General features: G+C 61.6%; 12 protein-coding genes. 4 read left to right on the forward strand and 8 right to left on the reverse strand.

Annotated features, from left to right (window positions below):
- Window positions 1–38 precede the first annotated feature (38 nt).
- Complete coding sequence (locus AC1M7R_RS05470) at window positions 39–1,370, forward strand: DUF58 domain-containing protein (protein ID WP_490610280.1); 1,332 nt, start codon at window positions 39–41, stop codon at window positions 1,368–1,370.
- A 2-nt stretch (window positions 1,371–1,372) separates the two neighbouring features.
- Here AC1M7R_RS05470 and AC1M7R_RS05475 read toward each other — a convergent pair whose 3' ends face one another.
- The 4 genes from AC1M7R_RS05475 to AC1M7R_RS05490 form a co-directional block, all read right to left on the reverse strand.
- Complete coding sequence (locus AC1M7R_RS05475) at window positions 1,373–5,431, reverse strand: hypothetical protein (RefSeq protein ID WP_490610281.1); 4,059 nt, start codon at window positions 5,429–5,431, stop codon at window positions 1,373–1,375.
- Window positions 5,428–9,543 (reverse strand): Tc toxin subunit A-related protein, encoded by a 4,116-nt coding sequence (locus AC1M7R_RS05480; protein WP_490610282.1) that lies wholly within the window; start codon window positions 9,541–9,543, stop codon window positions 5,428–5,430. The genes AC1M7R_RS05475 and AC1M7R_RS05480 overlap by 4 nt, the downstream gene beginning before the upstream one ends.
- A gap of 67 nt (window positions 9,544–9,610) precedes the next feature.
- Entirely contained in the window at window positions 9,611–13,195 is a 3,585-nt protein-coding gene (locus AC1M7R_RS05485; protein WP_076406361.1) for a Tc toxin subunit A, read from the reverse strand.
- Between the two features lie 14 nt (window positions 13,196–13,209).
- Window positions 13,210–16,452 (reverse strand): hypothetical protein, encoded by a 3,243-nt coding sequence (locus AC1M7R_RS05490; RefSeq protein WP_490610283.1) that lies wholly within the window; start codon window positions 16,450–16,452, stop codon window positions 13,210–13,212.
- A gap of 477 nt (window positions 16,453–16,929) precedes the next feature.
- On the opposite strand from AC1M7R_RS05490, the gene AC1M7R_RS05495 reads away from it, so the two are divergent.
- On the forward strand, window positions 16,930–17,283 hold the full coding sequence (locus AC1M7R_RS05495) for a DUF6124 family protein (protein WP_072432129.1): 354 nt from the start codon (window positions 16,930–16,932) through the stop codon (window positions 17,281–17,283).
- Between the two features lie 157 nt (window positions 17,284–17,440).
- Here the strand turns inward: AC1M7R_RS05495 and AC1M7R_RS05500 are convergent, their stop codons facing one another.
- Window positions 17,441–17,800, reverse strand: a complete 360-nt coding sequence (locus AC1M7R_RS05500) for a PilZ domain-containing protein (protein WP_072395228.1) — start codon at window positions 17,798–17,800, stop codon at window positions 17,441–17,443.
- 295 nt (window positions 17,801–18,095) lie between these two features.
- Entirely contained in the window at window positions 18,096–18,470 is a 375-nt protein-coding gene (locus AC1M7R_RS05505; RefSeq protein WP_072395230.1) for a tetratricopeptide repeat protein, read from the reverse strand.
- 260 nt (window positions 18,471–18,730) lie between these two features.
- On the opposite strand from AC1M7R_RS05505, the gene pyk reads away from it, so the two are divergent.
- Window positions 18,731–20,182: a pyruvate kinase gene (pyk, locus tag AC1M7R_RS05510; RefSeq protein WP_072395232.1), complete on the forward strand. Its 1,452-nt coding sequence runs from the start codon at window positions 18,731–18,733 to the stop codon at window positions 20,180–20,182.
- An 80-nt stretch (window positions 20,183–20,262) separates the two neighbouring features.
- Here the strand turns inward: pyk and AC1M7R_RS05515 are convergent, their stop codons facing one another.
- Entirely contained in the window at window positions 20,263–21,198 is a 936-nt protein-coding gene (locus tag AC1M7R_RS05515; protein ID WP_490610284.1) for an iron-sulfur-binding ferredoxin reductase, read from the reverse strand.
- Complete coding sequence (locus tag AC1M7R_RS05520) at window positions 21,191–22,297, reverse strand: GGDEF domain-containing protein (protein ID WP_072395236.1); 1,107 nt, start codon at window positions 22,295–22,297, stop codon at window positions 21,191–21,193. Before AC1M7R_RS05520 ends, AC1M7R_RS05515 begins: the two co-directional genes overlap by 8 nt.
- A gap of 486 nt (window positions 22,298–22,783) precedes the next feature.
- On the opposite strand from AC1M7R_RS05520, the gene AC1M7R_RS05525 reads away from it, so the two are divergent.
- Complete coding sequence (locus tag AC1M7R_RS05525) at window positions 22,784–24,307, forward strand: fumarate hydratase (protein WP_072395238.1); 1,524 nt, start codon at window positions 22,784–22,786, stop codon at window positions 24,305–24,307.
- Window positions 24,308–24,440 lie beyond the last annotated feature (133 nt).

Consider the following 24,440-nt stretch of genomic DNA (forward strand, 5'->3'; position numbering starts at 1 on the left):
AAAGCTCGCTCTGCATCTCTTCCAAGGGGAATGCATCGATGAAACCCTCGCGCCTGCTCTTGATCTGGCTCGCGGTACTGCTGGCCCTTGGTATCGTGCTGGGTGCGCTGCGAGCCCTGGGGATTGCGTTGCCGCCGTCGGCGCAGTCGATCAACTGGGGCTTGCTGCTGGCCTTGCTGGCCCTGGCGACTCTCGATGCGGTGCGCCTCAAGGGCTTGCCCTCGCCCCGGGTGCAACGGCAGATGCCCGGGAGTCTGGCGCTGGGTCGCTGGAGCGAAGTCCACCTGGGCATCACCCACGATTTCCCCCAGCCGCTGGACATCCTGGTCTTCGATCATGTCCCCGACGGCCTGGCCTTCGAACACCTTCCGCTGCCAGTGGCGCTTCAACCGGGCCAGCCCAGCCAGGCCGGCTATCGCCTGCGCCCGCTCAAGCGCGGCCACTTCATCTTCCAATACTGCGAGATCAACCTGCCAAGCCCCTTGGGCCTGTGGTCCGACAAGCGCCTGCTGGCCGCAGCCGACGAGATCCGGGTCTATCCCGACTTCGCCAGGCTCTACGACGGCCAGTTGCTGGCGGTGGACAACTGGCTCAGCCAGCTTGGCGTGCGTCAGCGCCAGCGACGGGGCCAGGGGCAGGAATTCCATCAGTTGCGTGAGTTTCGCGAAGGCGACAGCCTGCGTCAGATCGACTGGAAGGCCACCGCCCGCCACCGCACGCCGATAGCCCGGGAATACGAAGACGAGCGCGACCAGCAGATCATCTTCATGCTCGATTGCGGCCGGCGCATGCGCAGCCAGGACGGCGAGCTGTCGCATTTCGATCACGCCCTCAACGCCTGCCTGCTGCTCAGCTACACCGCGCTGCGCCAGGGCGACGCCGTGGGCCTGAGCGCATTCGCCAGCGAACAGCCGCGCTACCTCGCCCCGGTCAAGGGCGCCGGCCAGCTCAATGTACTGCTCAATACCGTGTACGACCTCGACAGCACCTCGCGCCCCGCCGACTACCAGGCCGCCGCCAACGAACTGCTGGTCCGGCAGAAACGCCGGGCCCTGGTGGTGCTGGTGACCAACCTGCGGGATGAAGACGACGAGGACCTGCTGGCCGCCGTCAAGCGGCTCGGCCAACAGCATCGGGTACTGGTGGCCAGCCTGCGGGAAGAAGCGCTGGACCGCCTGCGGGAAACCCCGGTGCAGTCCTTGCCCGAGGCCCTGGCCTATTGCGGGGCCGTCGAGTATTTGAATGCACGCAACGAACTGCACGAGCGCCTGAACGCCCATGGCGTGGTGGTGTTGCAAGCCCGGCCCGGGGAGCTGGGGGCCGAGCTGGTGACGTTGTACCTGGGGTGGAAAAAAGCCGGGAATCTATAGGATCAATGCTCCACCTTGAACGGTAGCCAGCGAGGCGGCAGGTCAGGGCTTCGAAACTCCAGCTCGAATTCGCCGAAAGCGCCTTCCCGTGGAATGATCGACCAGGACAAGGGCACCGTGGTGACGGGCCGCAGGACACGCAATTGCGGGTCAAACCGCAGCCCGAGGGCTTCCGGAGGGAAGCCATACAACGAAACACTGGTTTCGTGAATCAGGTTACTGTCTTTCCTGACCTTCAATTCCAGCGTACTGGGCAGCGTATCCTTGAGGATCATTTTCCAGTTGACCAGATCGTCCATGTCGATCGGCCGCTCGTTCAGCCGAAGCGTGAATTCCCGCACCCAGGAATCCTGTGTCCCCGTGACCCTGGACTCCAACCGGGCTGCCTCCCACCCCAGCACGCCCCTGACGGATGCACTCAGGACATAACGCCCTATCCTCGGCGGTAATTCGAATGTGATCCGCGCCTTGCCAGCCGCATCGGTGACGACCGGCTCGAGCACAACGCCCTTGTAGAACCAGTGCACCCGCACCCCCTCTACCGGCTCGCCGCTGGCGGCACTGACCACCGTGGCCTCGGCGCTGATTTCTTCGCCCGGCGCGTTCTCCAGGCCCGAACCGGTCAGCTCCTGTATCACACAGGCTTCATGTACGAAATAGGTAAACTCAACGACCTCGATGCCACCGACGGCACGGGCAGTCACGGTGCCCGGCCCGGACGCCGTCGCCGTGAAACTGAAACGCGCGACGCCATAGAAATCGGTGAATGTCGCGACGTCCTCCATGGCCTGGTCAGTACCGCTCCAGGACACCTGAACATTTCGGGCAGGTTGTCCGGACAATGAATTGGTCAAGGTGATCTCAAAAAACAACGTCTCGCCCCAGTCAACCACTGTCGGCTCCTGGTTCGTTGCGGCCATGACATCCACAGGCAGGTGGCTGCCCAGGGAAAACGCATTCAGTGGTGAGCGGGCCAACAGTCTCGAGGCGGACAGTTGCAGGTAAAACGCCGCATCGGTCCGGTCAGCGGCCAACATACTGAGCGGCAGGCCGGCAGTGCCCAGGGGACGCGACACGCCCAGCCCTACCGGTCCGAAAGACAAGCCCGTGTCCAATTCATAGGCGCCTTCGAGTCCCAGCGTCAGCGCCTGGTTGAGTAAAGGACTCTCCGGCGGGGCGGTGAGCGTCAAGTCCAACCGCCCTTCGCGTCGGGGGAAAAAAGTACCTTCGCCCCACCGCTGTTCTGCGCCGGACCCGACGCTGACGCGCAGGTCGAGCCAGGGGTCTTCCTGATACGCGTAAACGTAAAACGCATGCTCGACCTGGGTCGCATCATAGGGGTTGCTGACGCAAGCCAGGACCTCCTGGCTTCCCGCGCTGGTCGGCTGGTAACTGCGCTGGGCGATACCGTCTGCGGCGCTCAACGACACTTGCCCGTCGCCCCATTCGACGCTGACATCGTTTGCCGGCCTGCCCGTGAATGCCGACAGGTAGCGCACGGCCAACCGTGCGCTTTCGCCCTTGCTCAGCACCGGGTCGGTCGCCACGTCGTACGGGGTACCGACCACTACCTTATTGTGGGCCAGCTTGAATCCGAAAGCGGCTGGTTGGGTAAAACCGTCGATACCCAGAACAGTGGCACTGCATCGACGCTCCGCTGTTTCAGTCGTGGCTGTCAGGTCACAACGATAACGAATGCCACCGGCGGTCATGGGAGCCGGTTGCGCCAAGGACGGGACGATGACCCACTCCGGCGGCAGGTCCGGTGCCATGGCGGTCTCTAGCAGCAGGCCATGCAGGCCGCCCAGGTTATTCGTCGGCTGGACGGTCAGTTCGTGCGTGGCGCCGATGCACGGGTACAAGTCGACGTCGTCCGTCCAGGTCTTCGGCACTTGATCGAAGACCAGCCCGACCTCGGTGGACAGGTCCCGGGGAAGCGAGCGAAACGCCAGGTCGCGTGCCTCCATCCCGTTCGAGATCACTTGCAGGTCGAACACGCCGCTGGTGTCGACCACCAACGCATCGACGCTCCATTGCACGCCGCTGGCGGTGACGGTGACCGGAGCTTCCATATTGGCGATGACGATTGAACGGACGGCGGCCGGATCGCGCCAGCGCAGGGAAATCTCCTTGCCGATCAGCGGGCTGCCGGACTCCACCGCGAGGCGAAACGCATACGTCTGCCCCATGCGGCACACCGCCCCTGCCCCCACCCGGTCGACCGCAGTCTCATCCAGAGTGAAACTGGCCGTCTTCCAGGCGCTGGTGGCCAAGGTCTGGATCTCGAAGTCGTGCTTGAGCGCCGGCGCGCCTTCCCGGGGGTTGACTCGCGCTGCCAGGGTGTAGGCCCTATGCACCGCGGGCCGATCGATCACGCTGGCCCAGCCGTCGACGCCGGTGAAGGTGCGCTGGAGTCCCCCGGAGGCGTCCCACTCCACCGCAACCCCGGCAACCGGCTGGTCACCTGCCTGGGTCACCACCCGCAACATGCACCAGGCATAATCCCCCTCGTCCACCACCGGAGCCCGGTTGGGCCCGCGCACCTCGCCAATCTTCAGGCTGTGCCGGGCCAGTGACATGGGATTGACCACGGTCGGCCTCAACAGGTCGGCGCTGCCCAACCGCAAGTTGAACTGGCCATCGGTCAGGTCCTGACAATCAAGGCGCCAGGCCAGAGGGGTGCTGGTGACCGGAACCGGCTGCATCAAGGCCGGCTGAACCGTCACGCCCAAGTCCTCGGGGGGCTTGCCCTCCCAGGCCAACCAGACATGACGGTTGAGCAGCGGGCTGTCGGCGGCAAAGGAGACTTCCAAGCGATACGACGCACCGCGGTCGGGGTAGCCGGTTTTCTCCCCCCAGGGCGCGGCGTCCATATTCGGGAACTTGACTTGCACAGTCTTCAGCGGGTCCGTGGCATGGGCCTGGACGTTGAAGGTGTGTGCCGTGTTGCCCTGTGCATAAAAGGGGCTCTCGACCCGGGCTTTCACGGCGAGCGCGCCGTCGCGGGCAGGGGTGAAATCAAGCCACGCCTCGCCACCGTCATCGGTCGGGCCGACTGAAATCATGTCATTGCCCAGCAGCCAGGTGACTTCATAACCGCGCATCGGCAGGTCCAGGTAATAGGACTTCACCCGAACGCCCAGCTTGACCGATTGAGCGTATTCGATCACCGGTTGATAGGCCGGGTCCAGAATAGTCTCGACCACCAGCCGATGATGCCCGAGCGAAACGGCAATCGGGTAGATATCGGCGTGGTACTTGCTGTAGATGGACAGGTTGAACCGTTGAGTGTCATCCGAGACCGGTTCAGGGCAATCCACCTGCCAGGCCGTTTCGATCGTTTGGTTCTCCCCCCATTCGGGGGAGATCACCACCGCCTCCAGAGGGTTGTCCTGGCTCCACAGCAAGGCTTCGGTGCCGGCCCAGGGGCTGTCCGGCGCCGGCTGGAAGGTGACCTGGTGGCGCTTGCTGCCGGTGGCACCGTGACACAGATAGAGCAAGGGCTGCCCGGTCGGGGTGAACACCTGGCCATCATTGACGATGCGCGCCAGCACCAGCGGCTCAAGCTCAAGGTGCAAATCGATCCGGGCGACGATGAGGTCCACGGTCGTCGAGGCTTGAGCCGGGCTGAGGATGACGAACTCGAAAAGATCCTCGCCCTCGACATCGAACTCGATCGACGCCGTGATGGGTGTCAGGCTCAATGCCAGGGTTTCAGGGGCGTCCCCCCTGTTCCCCGTTGCAGGCAACGGTATTTCCAACAGGTCTTCGGTGCCACGCCGGCGCAGGATGAAAACCCCCGGATCTGCATGGCGGTTGTCGTAGAGGAAACTCAAACGGTAGCGCCCCCCGGCTGATTGCGGTGCCGGCGCAGGCACTGTCTGGGTAATCCCCGTACCTTTGTAAAGAGACATGTAGAAGATGGGCAGCCCTTCCCATGTGCCTTCCTTACGGGCGTAGTTGTATCCTGGCGCACCGGCGCTTTCCCAGTGGGCAAAGCCCAGGTCGAAATGCCCGTTGAGGAGGATATTGGTCCGGGTGTTGACAGGTTCTCTGTTCATCGTTGCGACCCCTTGAGCGCTGTGCTGCCGGCTGTTCGCACTTTGTCCTGGACATACCGGGAAAAAGCCGGGCCTCCCACCTTGGCCGTGTAGCGCACCTTCACGATGACGTCGTTCAGGGCCTCCAGTTGCTTCTTCTGGCGGTGCTGCTCGCTATCGAACCAGGGGAAGGACAGGGTCCAACGGGACACCGCGCCAGTGTTCTCGAAGGTATTTCGCAAGCCCTCATCGGGTTTCAGCGCCGCCACGCCAAAATCGTCCAGGCCGATGGAAATGGCCATCTGTTCACCGCTGCTGATATTGAGCAGCACATCGGCCGGTGGCAGGGAACTGGCCCCGTACAGGTAGTCCAGCGACTCGAGGGAGGGCTTGATCGCGGTGGCACTGCCGATCTGCGTCAATGTTGCGCAGACGTTTTCAAAAGGGCCAAGCAACGTCGGCAAGGTGACATCCACGGCGCTGATCTGCCGGCAGTAGTGGTCGTGGTAGTCACGGTCGAACAGCAATTGGGAAAGCCGGAAATTCAGGACGCCGTTTTTTGTCAAATAGTTTCGCGCTTCATCCCAGCTTGCGTAGTCCGGCTCTGGATCGATGCCGTCATCGAACAACTGACGCAGGGATACGGTCTTGACGATCTCCAGTCGTCGCTCGTACCGCAGCAGGTAATCGGCTTCCATGCGCAGCAGATCGAGCCGCAACGCGTCTCCGGCGGTCAGGCCGTAATAATTGTCGAGCCACGCATCGGTGCGTATGTGAGAAAGACCGAACTCGGCGGTTTCCAGCTGCAATGCGCTCTGGGCGCTCAGGCACAGGCTGACGACCTGGTCGTAGGCCTGGTAATGCAGGGTCTTGCACTGCCCCAGGTACCAGCGGTACAGCTCGACGCGGGTGGCGCGGGTGAGCAGGAAATCATAGAGCGCCTGGGTCTGTGCATTCATCTTGAGAATCTGCTCCAGGCTGGCCTCGGCGGCGTAGACCGCGTGCTCCTGGGCCTTGATCTGCTCATTGATCATCGCCAGCTCCGCCGTGGCCTGATCCCGTGCCAGCCCCCAGTCCTGACGCCGCCGCCGATAGCTTTCGGAGGTGGCATCCTTCTCGGCATCGGTGCGCACCACCTCGGCCGCGACCTGGAACCCATAGCTGACGGCCCTGGGCAGGCTACCCGGCTGGTGCCCGCCGTTGGCCAGACCGAATATTGTGGGGAAGGCGTCGATGACAGCGCCGGCCACTTGCATCGATGTGCTCAGCGACGTCAGCCATTTAGCGGTGTCGAGCGCCCCCATGACCTTGTATTCGCTATTGGAAATGTGCTCGACATACAGCCTCGCGTAATGTGTTTGCCGTTCCTCGGTCAACGTGCGGCTGCTGTGCAAGGCCGCCAGAGTGTCCCGCAGTTGAGCGAGATTTTCTTCCTGCACCGTCCTGACGAAAGTACTCAGCTCGGTCAGATGGCGCTGCTGCAGAAGATCCTGTTCGCCCCGATCCTGCTGTTCCAGCAGGCGCATCACCTGATTGCCGCAATCCTGCAAGTACTGGGTGGCCCGGATGGCGGTATCGAACAGCGGGCGCCAGCGAAACGCCGCGACCCGCAAGGGACCGCCCATGGGACGTACGGGCCCGCCACCGCCGGCCGCCAGATTGTTGAGCAGATCCGAAGGGTTGATCGTGCTGAACAGTTCGATGGAGAGGGGTTTGCCGTCGATGGTCAGGTTGTTGCGCAGGTTGTACATGCGCTGGGCCGGTAATTCATAAAGCTGCATCACTCGCTGGCTCACCGGCAGCCGGAAACGACCGGCCCCGATGACGCCGGGGTCTTCGAAAAAACGGGTCCTGACCGGCAACGAACCCGAATCCAGCAGCAACGCCTGCTCGAATGCCTTGAGCTCGGCACTGTCCTCCAGCTCCTCGACCAGCTCCGCCAATGTGGCGGGCGTCCACTGGCTGAGAGTCTGAACGTCCGGGGCAGCGCCCATCAGGTTCTTGGCCCGCAGGTATTGCAGCTTGGCCGCCGCCAGGCTGTCACGGGTCAATTGCCGATACAGCCAGTCCCCCCACGCCACCAGGTTGGCGACGTAGTCGAGGAAAATCAGCATCTGGTAATGCCGCGGCGTCGAGTAAGCAATCGCGTCGGGATCGGTGGGGTTGTCGGCTTCGCAGCCCACGTCACCCTCGGCGCTGGGCACATTCAACGGTCGGCAACGCCAATAGCGCGGTTTCGGATTCGCTCGAGCGGCATCGGCGGGCGCCTGGGGATCGAAAATGAAATGCAGCCATTGCTGGGCTTCGACAAAACGCTCTTCGTCCTTGAGCCGCGTTGCCACCAAGTGGGGCAGATGAAAAAACAGTTCCCAGAAAAACAGCCCGTTGGCCCCGTCGAACGGCCCGTTGGGCTCGGCTGCCCCGTCGGGCAGCGCGGGCTCGTCGGGAAACTGGGTATCCCAATCGAGCACGGCATCGGTCGACACGTTGGCGCGCGTCACCAGTTCCGCACCGATCAGGGTATTCAGGCGCGCGTACTTGAGCGTCAGGGCCGGGTCGTTGAGGTGCAGGAATTGGGCTCCGCGCGCATTGCTCTTGTGCAGGGAGGGCAGGCGAGGTTCGACAGGCAGGCCCTTGAGCTCCAGCACGAAGGTCTTGCTGCCAAAGTTACCCGGCCCCTCCAGGATGAATGTGGCGGTCAAACCGGCAAAGCTATCGCGCTCATATTTATTCCAAGCGAATGACCAGCCGCCATTGTCGGAATGCGATTCGGTAGCGGACGGCGGGTCACCGCCCGAGGGAAATTGCACCGATATCGTGAAAGCCTTCGATTCGCCTTCCCTCCCGGGCACCAGAAGGGCACAGTGCGGTTGGAAACGCAGTTGTTGTTTGCCTGCGCTCGTTGTCACCACTGTTTTGAGCGTGAATTTTTCTACCAGCGGATTCGCGCCCACCGATACCGTTTCTGTCATTCTGGAAAATTGCGCAGTCCCGACTCGCTGCTGAAGCGTCGATGGATTGGAGAAGCGAACCATGGCCAAGTGATCCATGATCGGCTTTTCGTCGCCCACTTTGCGAAACAGCGCGTCGCGCGTTTCATAGATGTCCACCGGACCGGATCGTGACCCCAAGAACACCGGTGGGGTCACCGCATTGGTCAAATGCACCGCCAGTCGCCCTTTGGGATACAACGGGTCCACATCGTCGCGCAGCATCACCGCCACCAGCCGGCAGTTCGGGCTGACGTCCTTATCGAACTCCGACAGGTTCAGCCGTATCGGCGGCGACCACTTGCCGTCCAGCGTGATGAACGCCACCTTCAGCTCAAGCTCATAGGGCTTTTGCAAGCCGCCGTCGCCATCGAACAACGCCTGGCGCCATTCGGCCCAGACCAGGCACAAGCGCCCTCCCCAAAAGACCAGCCGGCTGTCGAGCACCTGCACATCGCTGGGAATGTCGACCGGTTGCCATTCGCTCCAGGCCGCCGGGTTGATCGCCCGGCTGTCGACATCCAGCTGGACGTCGGCCTTGCGCCAGAAATAGCGATAGGGCGCGATTCGCTCCCGGCCCACCAGGTAATAGTCGGCACGGCGGGCATCGGCGCCGTCGACATAGCCGTTGAGCACATCCAGGTTGCACACCTCTTCAAAGGCGCGCAGATATTGCTGGACGCCCGACTGCACCGAATCGGTCGTCAGCCGGGTCTGGTTGAGATTGCTTTCCAGCGCCCTGAACAGGCTGGTCTTACGAATGCGCGCATATGGAGTGATGTAGTCCTCGGGCATGCATTTGAGCAATTGGCTGGCGGCCCACAGTGGGTATTGGCTGGCGATGTCCCAATCCTTCAGGTCCTTGCTGTCGAATTCCCGTTGGGTATAGCCCGGTTCGAGCTTCTGATAGACGGCATGGATGTACTGCTGCAAACAACTGACCGCCTCGGCGACCCAGGTCGTCTTGACCTGATGGTTATCCAGGGGATCGGTGCGCAGCCACTCCAGCAGGTCGTCCGCCGTTTGGATCGTCGGGTATCCCTTGTTGTCATCCTTGTCTTCGATCTGCTTGATGCCCAAGGCACATTCGATCAACGCGTCTCGGCGCAGGGCGGTCGCCCGGGTGATGTCTTGCGTGGCCATTGCCCTCTCCTGTGAGTGGGGGGCACTCGTCAAGGCGACGAGTACCGTGGTGCTGGAGAAGCGTGCTTCATGAGATGAATTCGATGGGCATAAACAGCAGGCTCAGGTCATCCCTCCTGATTATCGGTTCGTCAACTTTAAGCGGTGCCGTGCTGGTGAACGTCACGTCGGCCATGCCCTCGGCGTTGGTGGTACCCAGGACAGGGATGTTGTAAAGCGGTTTGAGCTCCCAACTCACCGGCTCATGGGCAACCGGGTTGCCGTAGCGGTCGTGCAAGTGCGCCCGCAAGGTAACGTCGGTGCCGGCTTTTTCCTTGGTGACAACGAAATCGCCCTCCACGCGGGCAAACTCGAACGTAGAAGGATCGTTCCCCAGGGTGATCGTCACCGCCGGCTGTGGCTCGCGGGCATCGAGCCGATAGCTGATCAGGTCACGCCCCATCGTCGTACCGGCATGCACGGTGGCCGTGACCTTGCCATATTGGTTGGTGACGGACTTTGGCGGATCGATACGGCACGACTTGGACGTCCAGTACACGTTGACGTTTTTCTGCGGCTCCCCTGCGAGGGTAACCGTGAGGGTCAGTTCCGCCGTTTGATTGCTGTTGGCGATCATTTCGCTGCGATCTACCGTGCTTTGGACCTCCACCCGATCACCGCCGGCATGAAGACCGTACAAGGGTGAAGTCCTGTGGGGGTCCGCCAATTGGGCCGTGACCTGATCGGCCACGGCCTGGTAGGCACTGAAGGACGCATCGGGCGGCAACATGCCCAGTTTCAGCGTGGTCGATGCATCCAGCGTGCTCTGGAGCGAAAACCCACGCAGGCGCGTGAACAGATCCAGGTGCCCCAGGCTACGGATGTAGCCCTGGCCGGGATTGACCCGGTCGGCGCAGGCGCGCACTTCCTCGGCGCTCCAGTCGAAGAGTTCGGCCAGCAGCTCAGCGGCATGGGCCTGCACCAGTCTCAGCCCGTCTCCGGACAGGTCGTTGGGCAGCCCGTTGACCAGTTCCAGGTAATCGAGCAGTGGTGATTCGGGTTTCTGGCTGAGCGTTACGGCACGGTTGTAGACCGTCAGGTAATACAGCGCGCGTGGGGTGAAGGGGGCCGTGGCGGGTGCGGGCTCGACACCGTCACCGACGCGGAGGTAAAGCGCCAGGAACGCCTCGCTCAGCTTGAGGGTTTTCACGACGTCGCTGCGGTGCGTAAACCCCACCAGCATGCCCAGGAAAGGGTCGCCAGGTTCGTCATCGCGCCGATGGTTGCGCGACGACACGCCCGCGGCCGGACGTCCCGATACGTAGGAAAGCACCTCATATACCGTACTTCCCGCCCAGGCCAGCACCGGCAATGCCAGGGACGCGGACAGTTCGCCATACACCCCGAGGCTCTCCTGGACCACGCTGCGCTGGCCGGCACGGCTGCTCAGCAACACGCCGACGATCTGCTCGACGGTCTGTGGATCGTCCCGGCCGAGCACTTGGCGCACGATGCGCTCGACCATCGCCCGGGCATAGTCCTCGTAAGGCAGGTCGGCGGACTCGCTGCGATGGATCACCAGCCCGTGCGTGTCGGCCAGTTCGAGCAACTGCTGAGTCCATTGCCGGTCGTTGGACAAAGGCGGGACACCGGCCATGCGCAACGCGGCCTCGGTGAACAACGCAGGCGCGAGCTGCGAGCGAAGCAGATCGAAAAGCCGGTTCTGTGCCGGCGAAGGCTCGGTGGGAGCAGCCACGGGTTGGACGCGCTCCACGGTCCAGGCCACGTCCAGGTTATTGTCGGCGCACCAGCGAACCCACCCCTCCAGGCGCTGGATCGACGCCAAGACATCCGCTGCCTGGCCGTCCGCGCCGATGACCGGCCGACCGAGCAACGCAACGAGCCCGGACTCTCCACTCAACCGCCTGAGAATCTCCACCGCCACATTCGGCGCGATTCCCAGTAGCTGCGCTAACCTGGCCACGCGGTAGAAACTGGACAGTACCGGCAGGCTGCGTTGCAGCGCGGTAAGGCCCAGTGCATCGGCGATCAATGGGGCCAGGTTGAAATAGGTTGCCAGGTCGATGTTCAGCCCGCCGCAGATCTGCGCGACCGTCAACGCATCGGCTTCCGTTTCCGGTATCAACTCGAACGTACCGTCGTCCATCAACAACGCGGGTGTCGACAGCGTGTCCCGGTTGAAGACACGGTCGAATTGCGACAGCTCGCTGCCACGACCGAAAACCGAGATATCCCCCACGAATACCGCAAATTCCTGCGCCGAACACCGATAGTCCTCCTGGAGCATCCGGAACAACCCCAATGCCCGGACGGTACTGCTCGTCATCCAGTAATCGGGCGGTTGCGCCTGCGACGAGGCGTTCGCCACTGCAGCGGAATTCGATTCGGCGCCGATGATCGCGCTCAGCAGCGCATCGGTTTCATGGCTGGGCAACTCAAGGGCGTTGTCCAGACGGATCTTGCGATTGAGACGGTCGATTCGGTCGGTTCTGAAAATACCGCCATCGATAAGCTCGGTAATGTTGTTGGTAATAGGCCGTCCGCCGTACCTGATACCCATCGAAGGTTCCGTCAGGCCATTATTGATGAACACCGAGCCCGAATGCCCGGGCGTGATCCGGGCATCGAGCATCAGCGCATGCTCGGACAGGGTGGGGGCAAACGATTCGACGGAGAGCAACGCTTCCAGTCCGGATTGAGTCAGCTGGGTCCGCTGGTTGAAAAAGAACGTCTGGTTCAGGTTTTGCGATTCAATATCCGTGCGCGCCGCGAAATTTTCCTTGAAATAGCGTTCCTGATCGCCCCCCGGGAAAGGCGACGCCTCCAGCATGAGCTGTCGTAAGGCCGGACTCAGCCGGGCCGCTTGGATGAGCGCATGACTGCTGGTGTCTCCCCAGGGCAGCGCACGCAGGAAATAAGGAAACGCCGGATCGCACCAGCGCACCACAGTGCCTACGGAAAGCCCCAGGTCCCGGGTCAGTTCGTCCAGCGTGGTCCATGGATGGTGATAAGGCAGCCCGTTGGGGTAACGACGTCGGCTCAGCATCTCGTCCAGGTTGCCGACGCCGCCGAGGGAATCCTCGATGGACTTTTCCAGCACGGCGCTGACCACCTCCACCGACGATAGCACCCGATGCGTCGCCACCGGATCGATGCGTAACAAGTCCAGGTCCTTGCGTCGCGTGGTGAGCGCATAGGCTTCACTGGGTTCGGAGGGGATGAGACGCCGTTGCGACCAGTGCTTGAGCCATACCGCATAGGCCACGGGCGAGTGAATCGCTTCGATCGCATCCGGCGGGCATTTGTTACCGAAATTGGGGGCGAACAGCTTTTCGTAAGTGGGCCCTTCCACCAATGCCAGCAAGCCCTGGCGCACGAACGGGGGAAGCGGTTCGTGACGGGTCAGTTGAGCTTCGATGAAACCGCGCAGTATCCATGTCGCCAGGCCATTGAGGCGAAACGCAAGAGCCTGGGCATCTTCGCGTTCAAGCCCGTACTCGTTCACCAGCCCGACCGCCCCTTTGCGCGCCAGCGCACACACCGAGCCGCCCGCTGCAAAATACTGCTCGAGATCGGACAGTTGTTCGGACTGTCGCTCAGCCAAGAGTTGTTCGCAAAAACGGCTGGCGATTCGAGCCGGAGAATCTTTCATCGCAGAGCTCCGCTTTAATGATTGAGGACGGCGCGAGCCGCAGGGTTTTCCTCTACCTGAGCCACTTCAAAACGCGGGCTATCGCCCCAGTGCGTTCCACTCTGCCGCGCCTTCGCCCAGTGCGAGCCGGGGGCCAACGGTGCTTCGGGCGAGCCCGTCCAGGCACCGTCGGCCACCGGGCGATCCTGGGCGATCAACTGCCGAGCATCGAACCAGTACGACACATCGACGTCCTTGCCGGCCGCGCCGGTGCCTTCGAAAAACACCTGTCCGGCAAACCAGTGACCGGCCTCGGGCGAGGTGAACGTCGGTGCCGGGGATAACAGCAATACCTCATGCGCCGCGCTCCAGCCGGAGCGATAGCCTTCGCACTCCTGCTGCACCATCAATGAATGAGTGCCGGCCGCACGCGTGATAGCGAGGGGAATCGACCAGGTGCGGTTCGCCTGCACCTGCGCCCTACCCAACAGCGTGTCGGGCGCGTCGCTCCAGGCCACTTCCACCCAATCGCCGACATAGCCATGGCCGGAAATCGTCGCTGTCGCGCCGAGGTGCTGTTGCAGCGCCGGGGACTCGATGAGCGGGATGGCCGGCACGGCGGTGAATTCATGTTCAGGACCGAAATCGGAGGGTTTGCCCTGAAAAAACTGTTTGGCCCGCAGCGTGTAAGTGCCCACCGGCAAATGGGTTTCATAGGACCAGTAGCCATCGACACCTCTGGCCCGCACCGTGGCCAGCGGTTCATCCGCGCCGTCGAGCCACAACTCGACCGTCGCGATGTCCACCCCTGACGCCTTGCGGGCATAGCCGTCGATGATCGAGACGCGGGCCATGGCATCCCCCGGCTGGGGATACTCGATGGTGGGCGGGAACAGGATCACCGTGAAGCTGGCCGGTTCGCTTTTCTCGGAAGGAAATTCGCCATACTGCTGGATGGCGTAGACCTTGTAATCGTCAAACAAAAGGTCTTCCCGAATGGGCACCGACCATTCGTTTCCCGTGACTGGGGTTTCGTCGAGGAGCCCTTCCGAGACGAACTCATGCACCCGCATCGTCGCCCCCGGAATGCCGCCGGTGCCCCGGATGACCGGGTTGTGATCCACCTCTTCATCGATGGGTGAAGTGATGACCGGTTTCAACACGACGATATCGAACGGCTGGGGCACCTCGTCGGAAGTCTGGCCGCCGAAGGACTGTTTCACCCTGGCGGTATACGCGCCGGGCATGAAAGGTTCGTCTCGGGTGAAGCTCCAGGTGGTACCGCTCACCACTGCGTCATAGGGCGAATCCGGGTCGCCGTCGAACCACAGCTGCACCTGCCCACCGGCCAGGCAGGTGCCGGAAAAACGCGGCGTCAGGCCGTCGTGGCTAAACTCCACGGTGGGCACCGGGGCCCTGATGGTGAATTCCCGCGAGGGGGTCGGCTCAGACCGCAGGTCACTGCTCTCCCCGGCCGGCTTGAATAATTGCCTGGCTTCGACGAAGTAGGTCCCTGGGTTCCAGGCTTCGGCGGCGATGCTGGACCAGGCGTTAATCGCCACGTTGGCAATCGGCGCGGCAGGCGTCGACTCCCCGACCCGCCGCACCTCGACCCGCGCGGCGGGCTGGCCCGTCCAGCTATGGCCGGTGCCGGAGAACACCGGTTTGCGGTCGGCGCCTACGCTAACCGTGAGGGTCGGGACCGGGACCGGCACAGTGATACTGAGCCCATATTCGAAGTCGGAGTAAATCCAGCCGCCAGCCCCATCGGACACACCTTGCCGGGCATTCATCTGATGAGGTGAGGAAGGAGGCCGATCGTTCCAATCCACTCTCCAACTGCGGTCTGTATTCACATTGGTATATATCTGAAGATCACCCTCTATATTGAAAATCTCTACCCTTGCACCGCTGCTGTAGCCAACACCTGAAAACCTCACGGTATTGGGACTGGGGTAGGACACCTGGGAATCTATCAATTTCGGCGGTTTTATTTTGAAAGCCCGGGAGACGCTTCGCCCAGACCCCTTCCCACTCAATGTTTGCATCGCCACAAGTGAAACAGGCCCAGCGGCTGTTGTAACGCTCGCACTCCAGACACCATTGGCGCCTACGGAACCTGTTCCGACCATAGTTGACGACCATTCGATATAAACCTGCACGGAGGCCCCTTCCAGACCCTGGTTACCTGAAAGGGTGAATGTTTGCATCTGATGGCTATTAGCGGAGGGGGAAGTAATAGCCAGAATTCCCAGGACTCGGTAGGTGACAGCAGCGGTTTTACCTGATGGATAACCAGCCAGACTGAACTGTGCCACCACAGGTACGGAACCGCTCGGTAGGGTGGCATTGAAAGTCGTTGACCAAATGCCGCCCGTTGCGGTTACCTCAGGCGCCAGAGAAAAGAGACTGTCGTTAGCCTTCACCACCCTAATCAACGTTCCAGGAGCAGCGGCTCCACTAAAACCCACACCAGTTTCCAGAAAAGAATTAGAAGCAGGCGCTGCCAAGGTCACCAAGTATATTCTCGATGTGCTAGCAGACTTTAAGGAATATATATCGCCAACTTTCTGCTTGGCGTAAATGGAAATCGAACCAGATGTCGGGCTCAGTTCTACACTGGCAGCCCACTTTCCATTCGACTGCATTGTTGCTGGCCCCAACGTAGCGTCGTTGTCTTCGTTGTACAGAATAACCGTACCACTGCCAGGCACCCCTCCTGCCCCCGAGACAGTAAATGTCCTGCTATTAACGTTTCGAATGGGGTCAATGGTTGGGGTGGGCGGGAGAGGTCGATAATAATATTTTTGACTTGCATATAGAAAAGGGTCATCTTCAAGGTAAATATCGTACGTATATTTATAGTACACCTCGACAAAATCAGAATTCCCTCGCACCGCAATCGTTTGATTTATTTCGTGCCAGTTCCCATCCTGAATCCCATCATCATCTGTAAGCTCCTGATATCCAGTCTCTACGGCCGATTTAAGACTTATGTAAACATTTCCGCTTCTTCGCCCATTACTCTTTGCACTGTATTTCGGCCTTCTCAACTCAAATGACTTTCCATCCGAAGACCATGCATATAAAGCCGTGAAATTTGCCCAAAGAGAACCGTTGACAGCTTGTAAAAAAACTTCCCCGGTTAAAGAGTTTGGATTAGATTCCGGCTCTTGGCCAAGCGTATCACTATCACCCTCAGTGACATGAGCAATCTCGCTCGCCGCCCCCGGTGAGGAGGCGAACTTATTTTTCTCAGGATCATCGCCAGTTTCCATGACTTACCCCTTAATCGTCACTCGTGCATAGAGGCTCATTGCGGCCGACGTATCACCGGAAGTCCGCTTGGGCTCAGTGAATGACAAAACAGCTTGCTTGATCACCTGTTAGTTCTGACAGTGCTGACGAGCGGCAGGGATCGGCGGTGTAGGCCTAATGCCCAACTGGCTACACCGCCTTGCGCAACGGACTACATATCCGCCAGAATCCGCCGGCTTGTGCGCCTTGGCCTTGCCCCGTAACTTGATTCGCGTCGCTGATAATCAGCGTCCGGGTTTAGTCGCCCGGTGTGAAGAACGATGTGCACAAGTGTCATCAAGCCGGGTAACCCTATCCCCGCACTTGATGGTGGCTGTTCGCAGGGCGCCCTCGGGCGCGCCGGGTTTCGTTTTTCCACCGGTCGACTAACCTGCGTCCAGCCGCCACCCCTCGTTTAGTCGCGAACTGGGTGGCAGCCCAATCATGGAAAAACGATGATGATCAAACCCACACCCAATCCCCCGAAAACCAACCCGCTGTCCGCCCCCCTCGACGCAAGAAAACTCGACAAAGCCGCCAAAAAGGCCCTGGACCATTACCTCAAGCCCGACACGCCGGCCAAACCCGAAAGGCACCTGGACTACTTCATCGTCGCGCCCGATGCCGACCCCGAAGGGCTACTGGTGCACAGTTATGAAACCTTCTGCTCGGTGAGCACATTGATTCTGGATTTGTCCGAAGATCTGGAAGGTGCCACGCGCAACCTGGCGCTGGCGATTCATCAGATGGGCGAGATGGGGGTGTTGTTGCTGGAGCGGTTGCTGGATAACGAAGCGAAGGTCCAGCGCTGAAGGTCGAACGACCTCTAGAAGTAAAGAATGTATGAAGACCCTGTGGGAGCGAGCTTGCTCGCGATGACGGTGGATCAGCTGGCATCAATGCTGAATGTGCCGACGCCTTCGCGAGCAAGCCCACTCCCACAGAAGGCCTGGCCCTATGGAAGCATTCTCAAGCCGATTCCGACATCGAGCGAAAACTGAAGTACTGCTGCAGCGCACTGACCAGTTGCCCGTACTCCGGTGGAATCACCTGCAGACTGAAGCCAGCGTCGAAGTGCTGCGGCGTCACGTCCTCGTGGCACCACAGGCAAGTGGCCTTCAGCTTGATGTTCATCTGCGGCCCTTCATCGGCGGGAATCTTGAGGTGCAGGTCGAAATCCGCACCGACCATCAACGGCAACTGGCTGATCAGCATCAGCCCGTCTGCGGAAACATTGCCCAGGTAGCCGATGAGCTTGTCATTGACACCATTGAACACTTTCAGGAAGCACGGCAAGTCCTGCCGCTCTATCCGACGCTTTTTGTACATGTCCTGTATCGCTTTTCCCAGCCACCCAACAGGGTGCCTACCGAATACTTCGGAACGGGCCAAAGCCTGCCCGCTCTCCCCGATCCCGGTGCCAGACGCTTCCAAGCCTCTTGGCCATAATTCTGCCAGTCACAGGTGACGCCTCGAAATTAGAGACCCGGCTCTAATCACGACTTGTACAAATATAGCTGACGATTCAGCGACGACCAGCCAGGTGTCGTAAGTTTCATCTGGCGCAATGGTATAGACGAAGAATGGCCATGTATTTCACATGGCCATTTCTGTTGACGAACGGTCAGAATGCCGTCGGGCGGATTGCGGAGGCGCTGCGGGTCGGGTAATGCCCCAGGCTCTGCAGGGTTTCCAGGCGGGCGCGGGCGCGGAAAGCGTATTCGCTGGTGGGGTATTGAGTGATGATGAACTGGTAGGTCTGTGCCGCATCGATGAACAGTTTCTGCCGCTCCAGGCACTGGCCACGCAGCATCGAGACCTCCGGCTGCATGTAGCGGCGGGCCCGGCTGGCGCGGTCGACCTGGGACAGTTCGAGCATCACCTGCTCGCAGTTGCCACGGTCATAGGCCTTGTAGGCCAGGTTCATATGATGGTTCATCGACCAACGGGTGCAGCCCGTGATGCTCAGGGCCAGGGCAACAAAAAGCACGAATCGCATGGGAGGTTCTCCTGTCTTGAGTCCTGTATCGACCTGGCCGGCAAAATCTTCAGCCTGAAAATGGAGCCGGGCTTGCGCTTGTGGCGAGGGGATTTATCCCCTAGCCACAAAAGCGATGTTCGGCTTTCGGGCTTAACAGGTGTGAAAATATTCGGGAATGTTCATTTCGAAAAAGAAACGAATAAGTAGTGCACATGAACAATGACTACACCCAAAGACCATAGTAGCCTTCGCTGGCGCTTGAACTTGAGGAGTCTTGCATGTCCGTCCGTCGCACCAAAATCGTCGCTACCCTAGGCCCGGCCAGTCACTCGCCGGAAGTTCTTGAACAGCTGATTCTGGCTGGCCTGGACGTCGCCCGCCTGAACTTTTCCCATGGCACGCCAGAAGAACACAAGGCCCGCGCCAAGCTGGTGCGCGACCTCGCGGCCAAGCATGGTCGCTTCGTCGCCTTGCTGGGCGACCTGCAAGGCCCGAAGATCCGTATCGCCAAATTCGCCAACAAGCGCATCGAACTGAAGATCGGTGACACCTTCACCTTCTCCACCAGCCATCCGCTGACCGAAGGCAACCAGCAGGTGGTGGGCATCGATTACCCGGACCTGGTCAAGGACTGCGGCGTGGGCGACGAGCTGCTGCTGGACGACGGCCGCGTGGTGATGCGCGTCGACACCGCCACCGCCACCGAACTGGTGTGCACCGTGACCATCGGCGGCCCGCTGTCGGACCACAAAGGCATCAACCGCCGCGGCGGCGGCCTCACGGCACCGGCCCTGACCGACAAGGACAAGGCCGACATCAAGCTGGCCGCGGAAATGGAAGTCGATTACCTGGCCGTGTCTTTCCCCCGTGACGCCGCCGACATGGAATACGCCCGCCAACTGCGCGACGAGGCTGGCGGCACCGCCTGGCTGGTGGCCAAGATCGAGCGCGCCGAAGCCGTGGCGGACGACGAGACCCTCGACGGCCTCATCAAGGCCTCCGACGCCGTGATGGTGGCCCGTGGCGACCTGGGCGTGGAAATCGGCGATGCCGAGCTGGTGGGTATCCAGAAGAAGATCATCCTGCACGCACGCCGTCATAACAAAGCGGTGATCGTCGCGACCCAGATGATGGAGTCGATGATCCAGAACCCGATGCCGACCCGCGCCGAGGTGTCCGACGTAGCCAACGCCGTGCTCGACTACACCGACGCCGTGATGCTCTCGGCCGAAAGCGCCGCCGGCCTCTACCCGCTCGAAGCGGTGCAGGCCATGGCGCGCATTTGCATCGGCGCTGAAAAGCACCCGACCAGCAAGACCTCCAGCCACCGCATCGGCAAGACCTTCGAGCGTTGCGACGAGAGCATCGCCCTGGCAACGATGTACACCGCCAACCATTTCCCCGGTGTGAAGGCGATCATCGCCCTGACCGAGAGTGGCTACACGCCTCTGATCATGTCGCGCATTCGTTCCTCGGTGCCGATCTACGCGTTCTCCCCGCACCGCGAAACCCAGGCCCGCGCGGCGCTGTTCCGCGGCGTCTACACCGTGCCGTTCGACCCGGCCGCCCTGCAACCGGGCGAAGTCAGCCAGGCGGCGGTGGATGAGCTGGTCAAGCGCGGCGTGGTGCAGACCGGTGACTGGGTCATCCTGACCAAAGGTGACAGCTACCACACCATCGGTGGCACCAACGGCATGAAGATCCTGCATGTGGGCGACCCGATGGTCTGAGTGACCGGCCGCTGAAAAAAGCCCTGCCATGTGAATGGCGGGGCTTTTTGCTTTCTGCCTGGAGGTGGGTGAGCACAGACTCAAGCCCGGGGAAGGAACACATCCACCAGCAGTTGATTACGCGGCAACCCCGCCAGGTACAAGCGCTTGGCGAAGGCCTCGACCCGCTCGGGATGACCACAGGCCAGGGCCTGGGTCTGCCGCGAGGGCAGCCGCAGCCGCGCCAGCGCCGCGGGGGCGTCGGACGAGGCCAGCAGCTCCACCGTGAGGTTCGGGTGCTTGGCCGCCAGCGCGGCCAGGGGTTTGTCCAGATAATGACCGCCAGCGTCATGGGCCACATGGATGAGGTGGATGCTGCCTCGATGTTGCTGGCGCAGGGCCTCGCGCAGGATGCCGAACAGCGGTGCCAGCCCGGTGCCAGCGGCCAGCAGCCACAGCGGTTTGTCGCGCCACTCGGGGTCGTAATGCAGGGCTCCACCGCGCAGTTCACCGAGGCGGATGGGATCGCCAGCCGTCATGGATCGGACCGCATCGACGAACTGACCGGGCTGGCGACAGTCGAGGTGAAACTCCAGGAAGCGGTCTTCGCCGGGCAGGCTCGCCAGGGAATAAGGCCGGGCTATGTCACCGAGCCACAGCACCATGTGCTGGCCGGCCTGATAACGCAGCGCCCGCTCAGGCGTGATACGGATGCGCAGCACGTCGGGCCCCAGCCAATCCACCGCCGCCACCCGGGCAGACTGACCGTCGCGCTGCGGATCGAAGGCGTGGATCTGCACGTCCTGCACCACCTGGCATTGACATGCCAGGCGCCAGCCCTGGTCGCGCTGCGTCGGGCTCAAGGCATCGGGCCGGCTGTCGCGCACGTCGCCGTCCACACATTGCACCAGGCACGCATGGCAACTGCCGGCGCGGCAACTGTAGGGCACGGCCACGCCGGACTGATTCAACGCGTCCAGCAGGTTGCTTCCCGCCGCCACCGTCCAGTGTCGGCCGGCAACCGTCAATTCAGGCATCGACATTCTCCCAGGCCGCCGCGCATCGGTTTCGCCCGTCGCGCTTGGCACGGTACAAGGCCTGGTCGGCGCGCTGCAAGGCGCCGTCCAGGTCGTCGTCGATTTCCAGCAGGGTCATGCCCACCGACAGGCTGAGGGTCCCCAGTCGCAAACCGCTCAACTCGACTTCGCTGAACGCTCGCCGCAGTCGTTCGCAGCAGGCAGTCAGGCGCGCGGGATCACAGGCAGGCAGCAGCATCACGAACTCTTCACCGCCATAGCGGGCCAGCACGTCACCTTCGCGCAGGCAGGCCGTGGCGACGCCGGCGAATGCCTGGAGCACCTGATCGCCCGCGGCATGGCCATGCAGGTCGTTGATGCGTTTGAAATGGTCCAGGTCGATCAAGGCCAGGCCATGGGCGACACCAGGCCTGAGGGAGTTGAGTTCACGAGTGGCCAGGCGCAGGAAGTGCCGGCGGTTGAACAGCCCGGTCAACTCGTCGGTGGCCACCAGGTCTTCGAGCTGGCGCATCATCCCGCGCAGGGTGTCCTGGTGCGCCTGCAAGGCAAAGCGTCGCTGGCGCATGCGTTGGCGCGAGGTCTGGACATATCGGGCGTACAACACCAGCCACACCAGCACGATAAACAGCACGCACACCTGCAACCCGGCCAGGGTCGGGTCGGGCAGCCGGAAGAAGTAGGCATCCCACAGGGTAATGCCGGTGAAACTGATGAAGACCAGCGTCGCGCAACGCACGAAAGCCCGTCGGGACAAGTGAAACAGCCCGAACAGCAGGATCAGCACGTAGAACACCAGGAACACGCCCCGGGCCTGGTCCAGGTGCATCATCATCCAGGTCTGCCAGCCCAGGCCGATCAGGACCTGCGCCTCGGTGAGGCTTGGGTCGGCGAAACGCAGGTTGCGATCCGTGACAAACAGGACGAACAGAGCCCCCTGGCACAACACCACCAACCCACTGCCGATGATCACATCGCGCAACGAGTCTTGGTAATGACCACTGAAATATGCCAGCCACAACAACACCAGTGCCAGCGCGTAGGTTGCGGCCGCCAGGGCGAAGCGTTTGAGCAGGAGACGTTGAATGGCGTTATGGGTCAATCGTTGACTCACCGTTGGAAATGAGACTGAAAAATCAGTCCTACACTACAGGCCAGACGCCACTTTAGTGGCGTGCAGGGCAAATGACCATTCAATTCTGGAGCAGAAAAATGGCGTCAAAGCAATGGCCCAGATTGACGCATTATTCGATGCGGGCGGACCCCGGTTTGGGCCATGGATATGGTTCCCTGTGCGGAGGGATTTTATCCCCGCAGGGCTGCGCAGCAGCCCCAAGAAGCTCGAACGAGATCAGCCTGATACACCGAATTGTCTGGTTATGGGGATGCTGCGCAGCCCAGCGGGGATAAATCCCCTCGCCCAAAGGCAGCTCGCTCCCACAGGATGCCCGCCTGCGATATACTGCCGCGCCTTTTTAGCGTCGCGCCAGCATGCCCGGCGTGTCTTAAGAGGTGCCGTTCGTCGACCGATGCACCCAAACGAGCGACACCTTATTGAATGTTCCCGTCTTTGAGAGGAGCGCGACTCATGACCGTGATCAAGCAAGACGACCTGATTCAGAGCGTTGCCGACGCCCTGCAGTTCATTTCCTATTACCACCCCGTGGATTTCATCCAGGCGATGCACGAGGCCTACCTGCGCGAAGAATCGCCGGCGGCCCGTGATTCCATGGCGCAGATCCTGATCAACTCGCGCATGTGCGCCACCGGTCATCGGCCGATCTGCCAGGACACCGGCATCGTGACCGTGTTCGTGCGCGTGGGCATGGACGTGCGTTGGGATGGCGCGACCATGAGCCTGGACGACATGATCAACGAGGGCGTGCGTCGCGCCTACAACCTGCCGGAGAACGTGCTGCGTGCATCGATCCTCGCCGACCCGGCGGGCGCGCGCAAGAACACCAAGGACAACACCCCGGCGGTCATCCACTACTCCATCGTCCCGGGCAACACCGTGGAAGTGGACGTGGCGGCCAAGGGCGGCGGTTCCGAGAACAAGTCGAAGATGGCGATGCTCAACCCGTCCGACTCCATCGTCGACTGGGTACTCAAGACCGTGCCGACCATGGGTGCCGGCTGGTGTCCACCGGGCATGCTCGGCATCGGTATCGGCGGCACCGCCGAGAAGGCCGCCGTCATGGCCAAGGAAGTGTTGATGGAGTCCATCGACATCCATGAACTGAAGGCACGCGGCCCCCGGAACCGTATCGAAGAGATGCGCCTGGAGCTGTTCGAGAAGGTCAACCAGCTGGGCATCGGTGCCCAGGGCCTGGGTGGCCTGACCACCGTGCTCGACGTGAAGATCATGGACTACCCGACCCACGCCGCCTCCCTGCCGGTGTGCATGATCCCCAACTGTGCCGCCACCCGTCACGCCCATTTCGTGCTGGACGGCACCGGCCCGGCCTCCCTGGAAGCGCCACCCCTGGACGCCTACCCGGAAATCGTCTGGGAAGCCGGCCCGTCGGCCCGTCGCGTGAACCTCGATACCCTGACCCCGGAAGAAGTCCAGAGCTGGAAGCCGGGCGAAACCGTGTTGCTCAACGGCAAGATGCTTACCGGCCGTGACGCGGCGCACAAGCGCATGGTCGAGATGCTGAACAAGGGTGAAACCTTGCCGGTGGACCTCAAGGGCCGCTTCATCTACTACGTCGGCCCGGTCGATCCGGTCGGTGACGAAGTCGTGGGTCCGGCCGGTCCGACCACCGCCACGCGGATGGACAAGTTCACCCGCCAGATCCTGGAACAGACCGGCCTGCTGGGCATGATCGGCAAATCCGAGCGCGGCCCGACCGCAATCGAAGCGATCAAGGACAACAAGGCCGTCTACCTGATGGCCGTCGGTGGCGCCGCTTACCTGGTGGCTCAGGCGATTCGCAAATCCAAGGTCCTGGCATTCGCCGAACTGGGCATGGAAGCGATCTACGAGTTCGAGGTCAAGGACATGCCGGTGACCGTGGCGGTCGACAGCAAAGGCGAGTCGGTGCACATCACCGGCCCGGCGATCTGGCAGAAGAAGATCAGCGAAAACCTGGCGATCGAAGTGCAATAACCGTACGTCGAACCCGAAAAGGCCGGCAGGTGGCTCACCTGCCGGCCTTTTTTCATGTCCGCCGGAACTGCCGCACAGCGCTTTTCACCCGGGGCAACGGTGTCCCTGTCCGGGTACCTACCACTTATCGACC

It is taken from the genome of Pseudomonas sp. MS01C9 (assembly GCF_058202755.1).

Coding starts and splice junctions, on each gene's coding strand:
- AC1M7R_RS05470 (WP_490610280.1), top strand. CDS start 39: ATGAAACCCTCGCGCCTGCTCTTGATCTGGCTCGCGGTACTGCTGGCC.
- AC1M7R_RS05475 (WP_490610281.1), bottom strand. CDS start 5,431: ATGAACAGAGAACCTGTCAACACCCGGACCAATATCCTCCTCAACGGG.
- AC1M7R_RS05480 (WP_490610282.1), bottom strand. CDS start 9,543: ATGGCCACGCAAGACATCACCCGGGCGACCGCCCTGCGCCGAGACGCG.
- AC1M7R_RS05485 (WP_076406361.1), bottom strand. CDS start 13,195: ATGAAAGATTCTCCGGCTCGAATCGCCAGCCGTTTTTGCGAACAACTC.
- AC1M7R_RS05490 (WP_490610283.1), bottom strand. CDS start 16,452: ATGGAAACTGGCGATGATCCTGAGAAAAATAAGTTCGCCTCCTCACCG.
- AC1M7R_RS05495 (WP_072432129.1), top strand. CDS start 16,930: ATGATCAAACCCACACCCAATCCCCCGAAAACCAACCCGCTGTCCGCC.
- AC1M7R_RS05500 (WP_072395228.1), bottom strand. CDS start 17,800: ATGTACAAAAAGCGTCGGATAGAGCGGCAGGACTTGCCGTGCTTCCTG.
- AC1M7R_RS05505 (WP_072395230.1), bottom strand. CDS start 18,470: ATGCGATTCGTGCTTTTTGTTGCCCTGGCCCTGAGCATCACGGGCTGC.
- pyk (WP_072395232.1), top strand. CDS start 18,731: ATGTCCGTCCGTCGCACCAAAATCGTCGCTACCCTAGGCCCGGCCAGT.
- AC1M7R_RS05515 (WP_490610284.1), bottom strand. CDS start 21,198: ATGCCTGAATTGACGGTTGCCGGCCGACACTGGACGGTGGCGGCGGGA.
- AC1M7R_RS05525 (WP_072395238.1), top strand. CDS start 22,784: ATGACCGTGATCAAGCAAGACGACCTGATTCAGAGCGTTGCCGACGCC.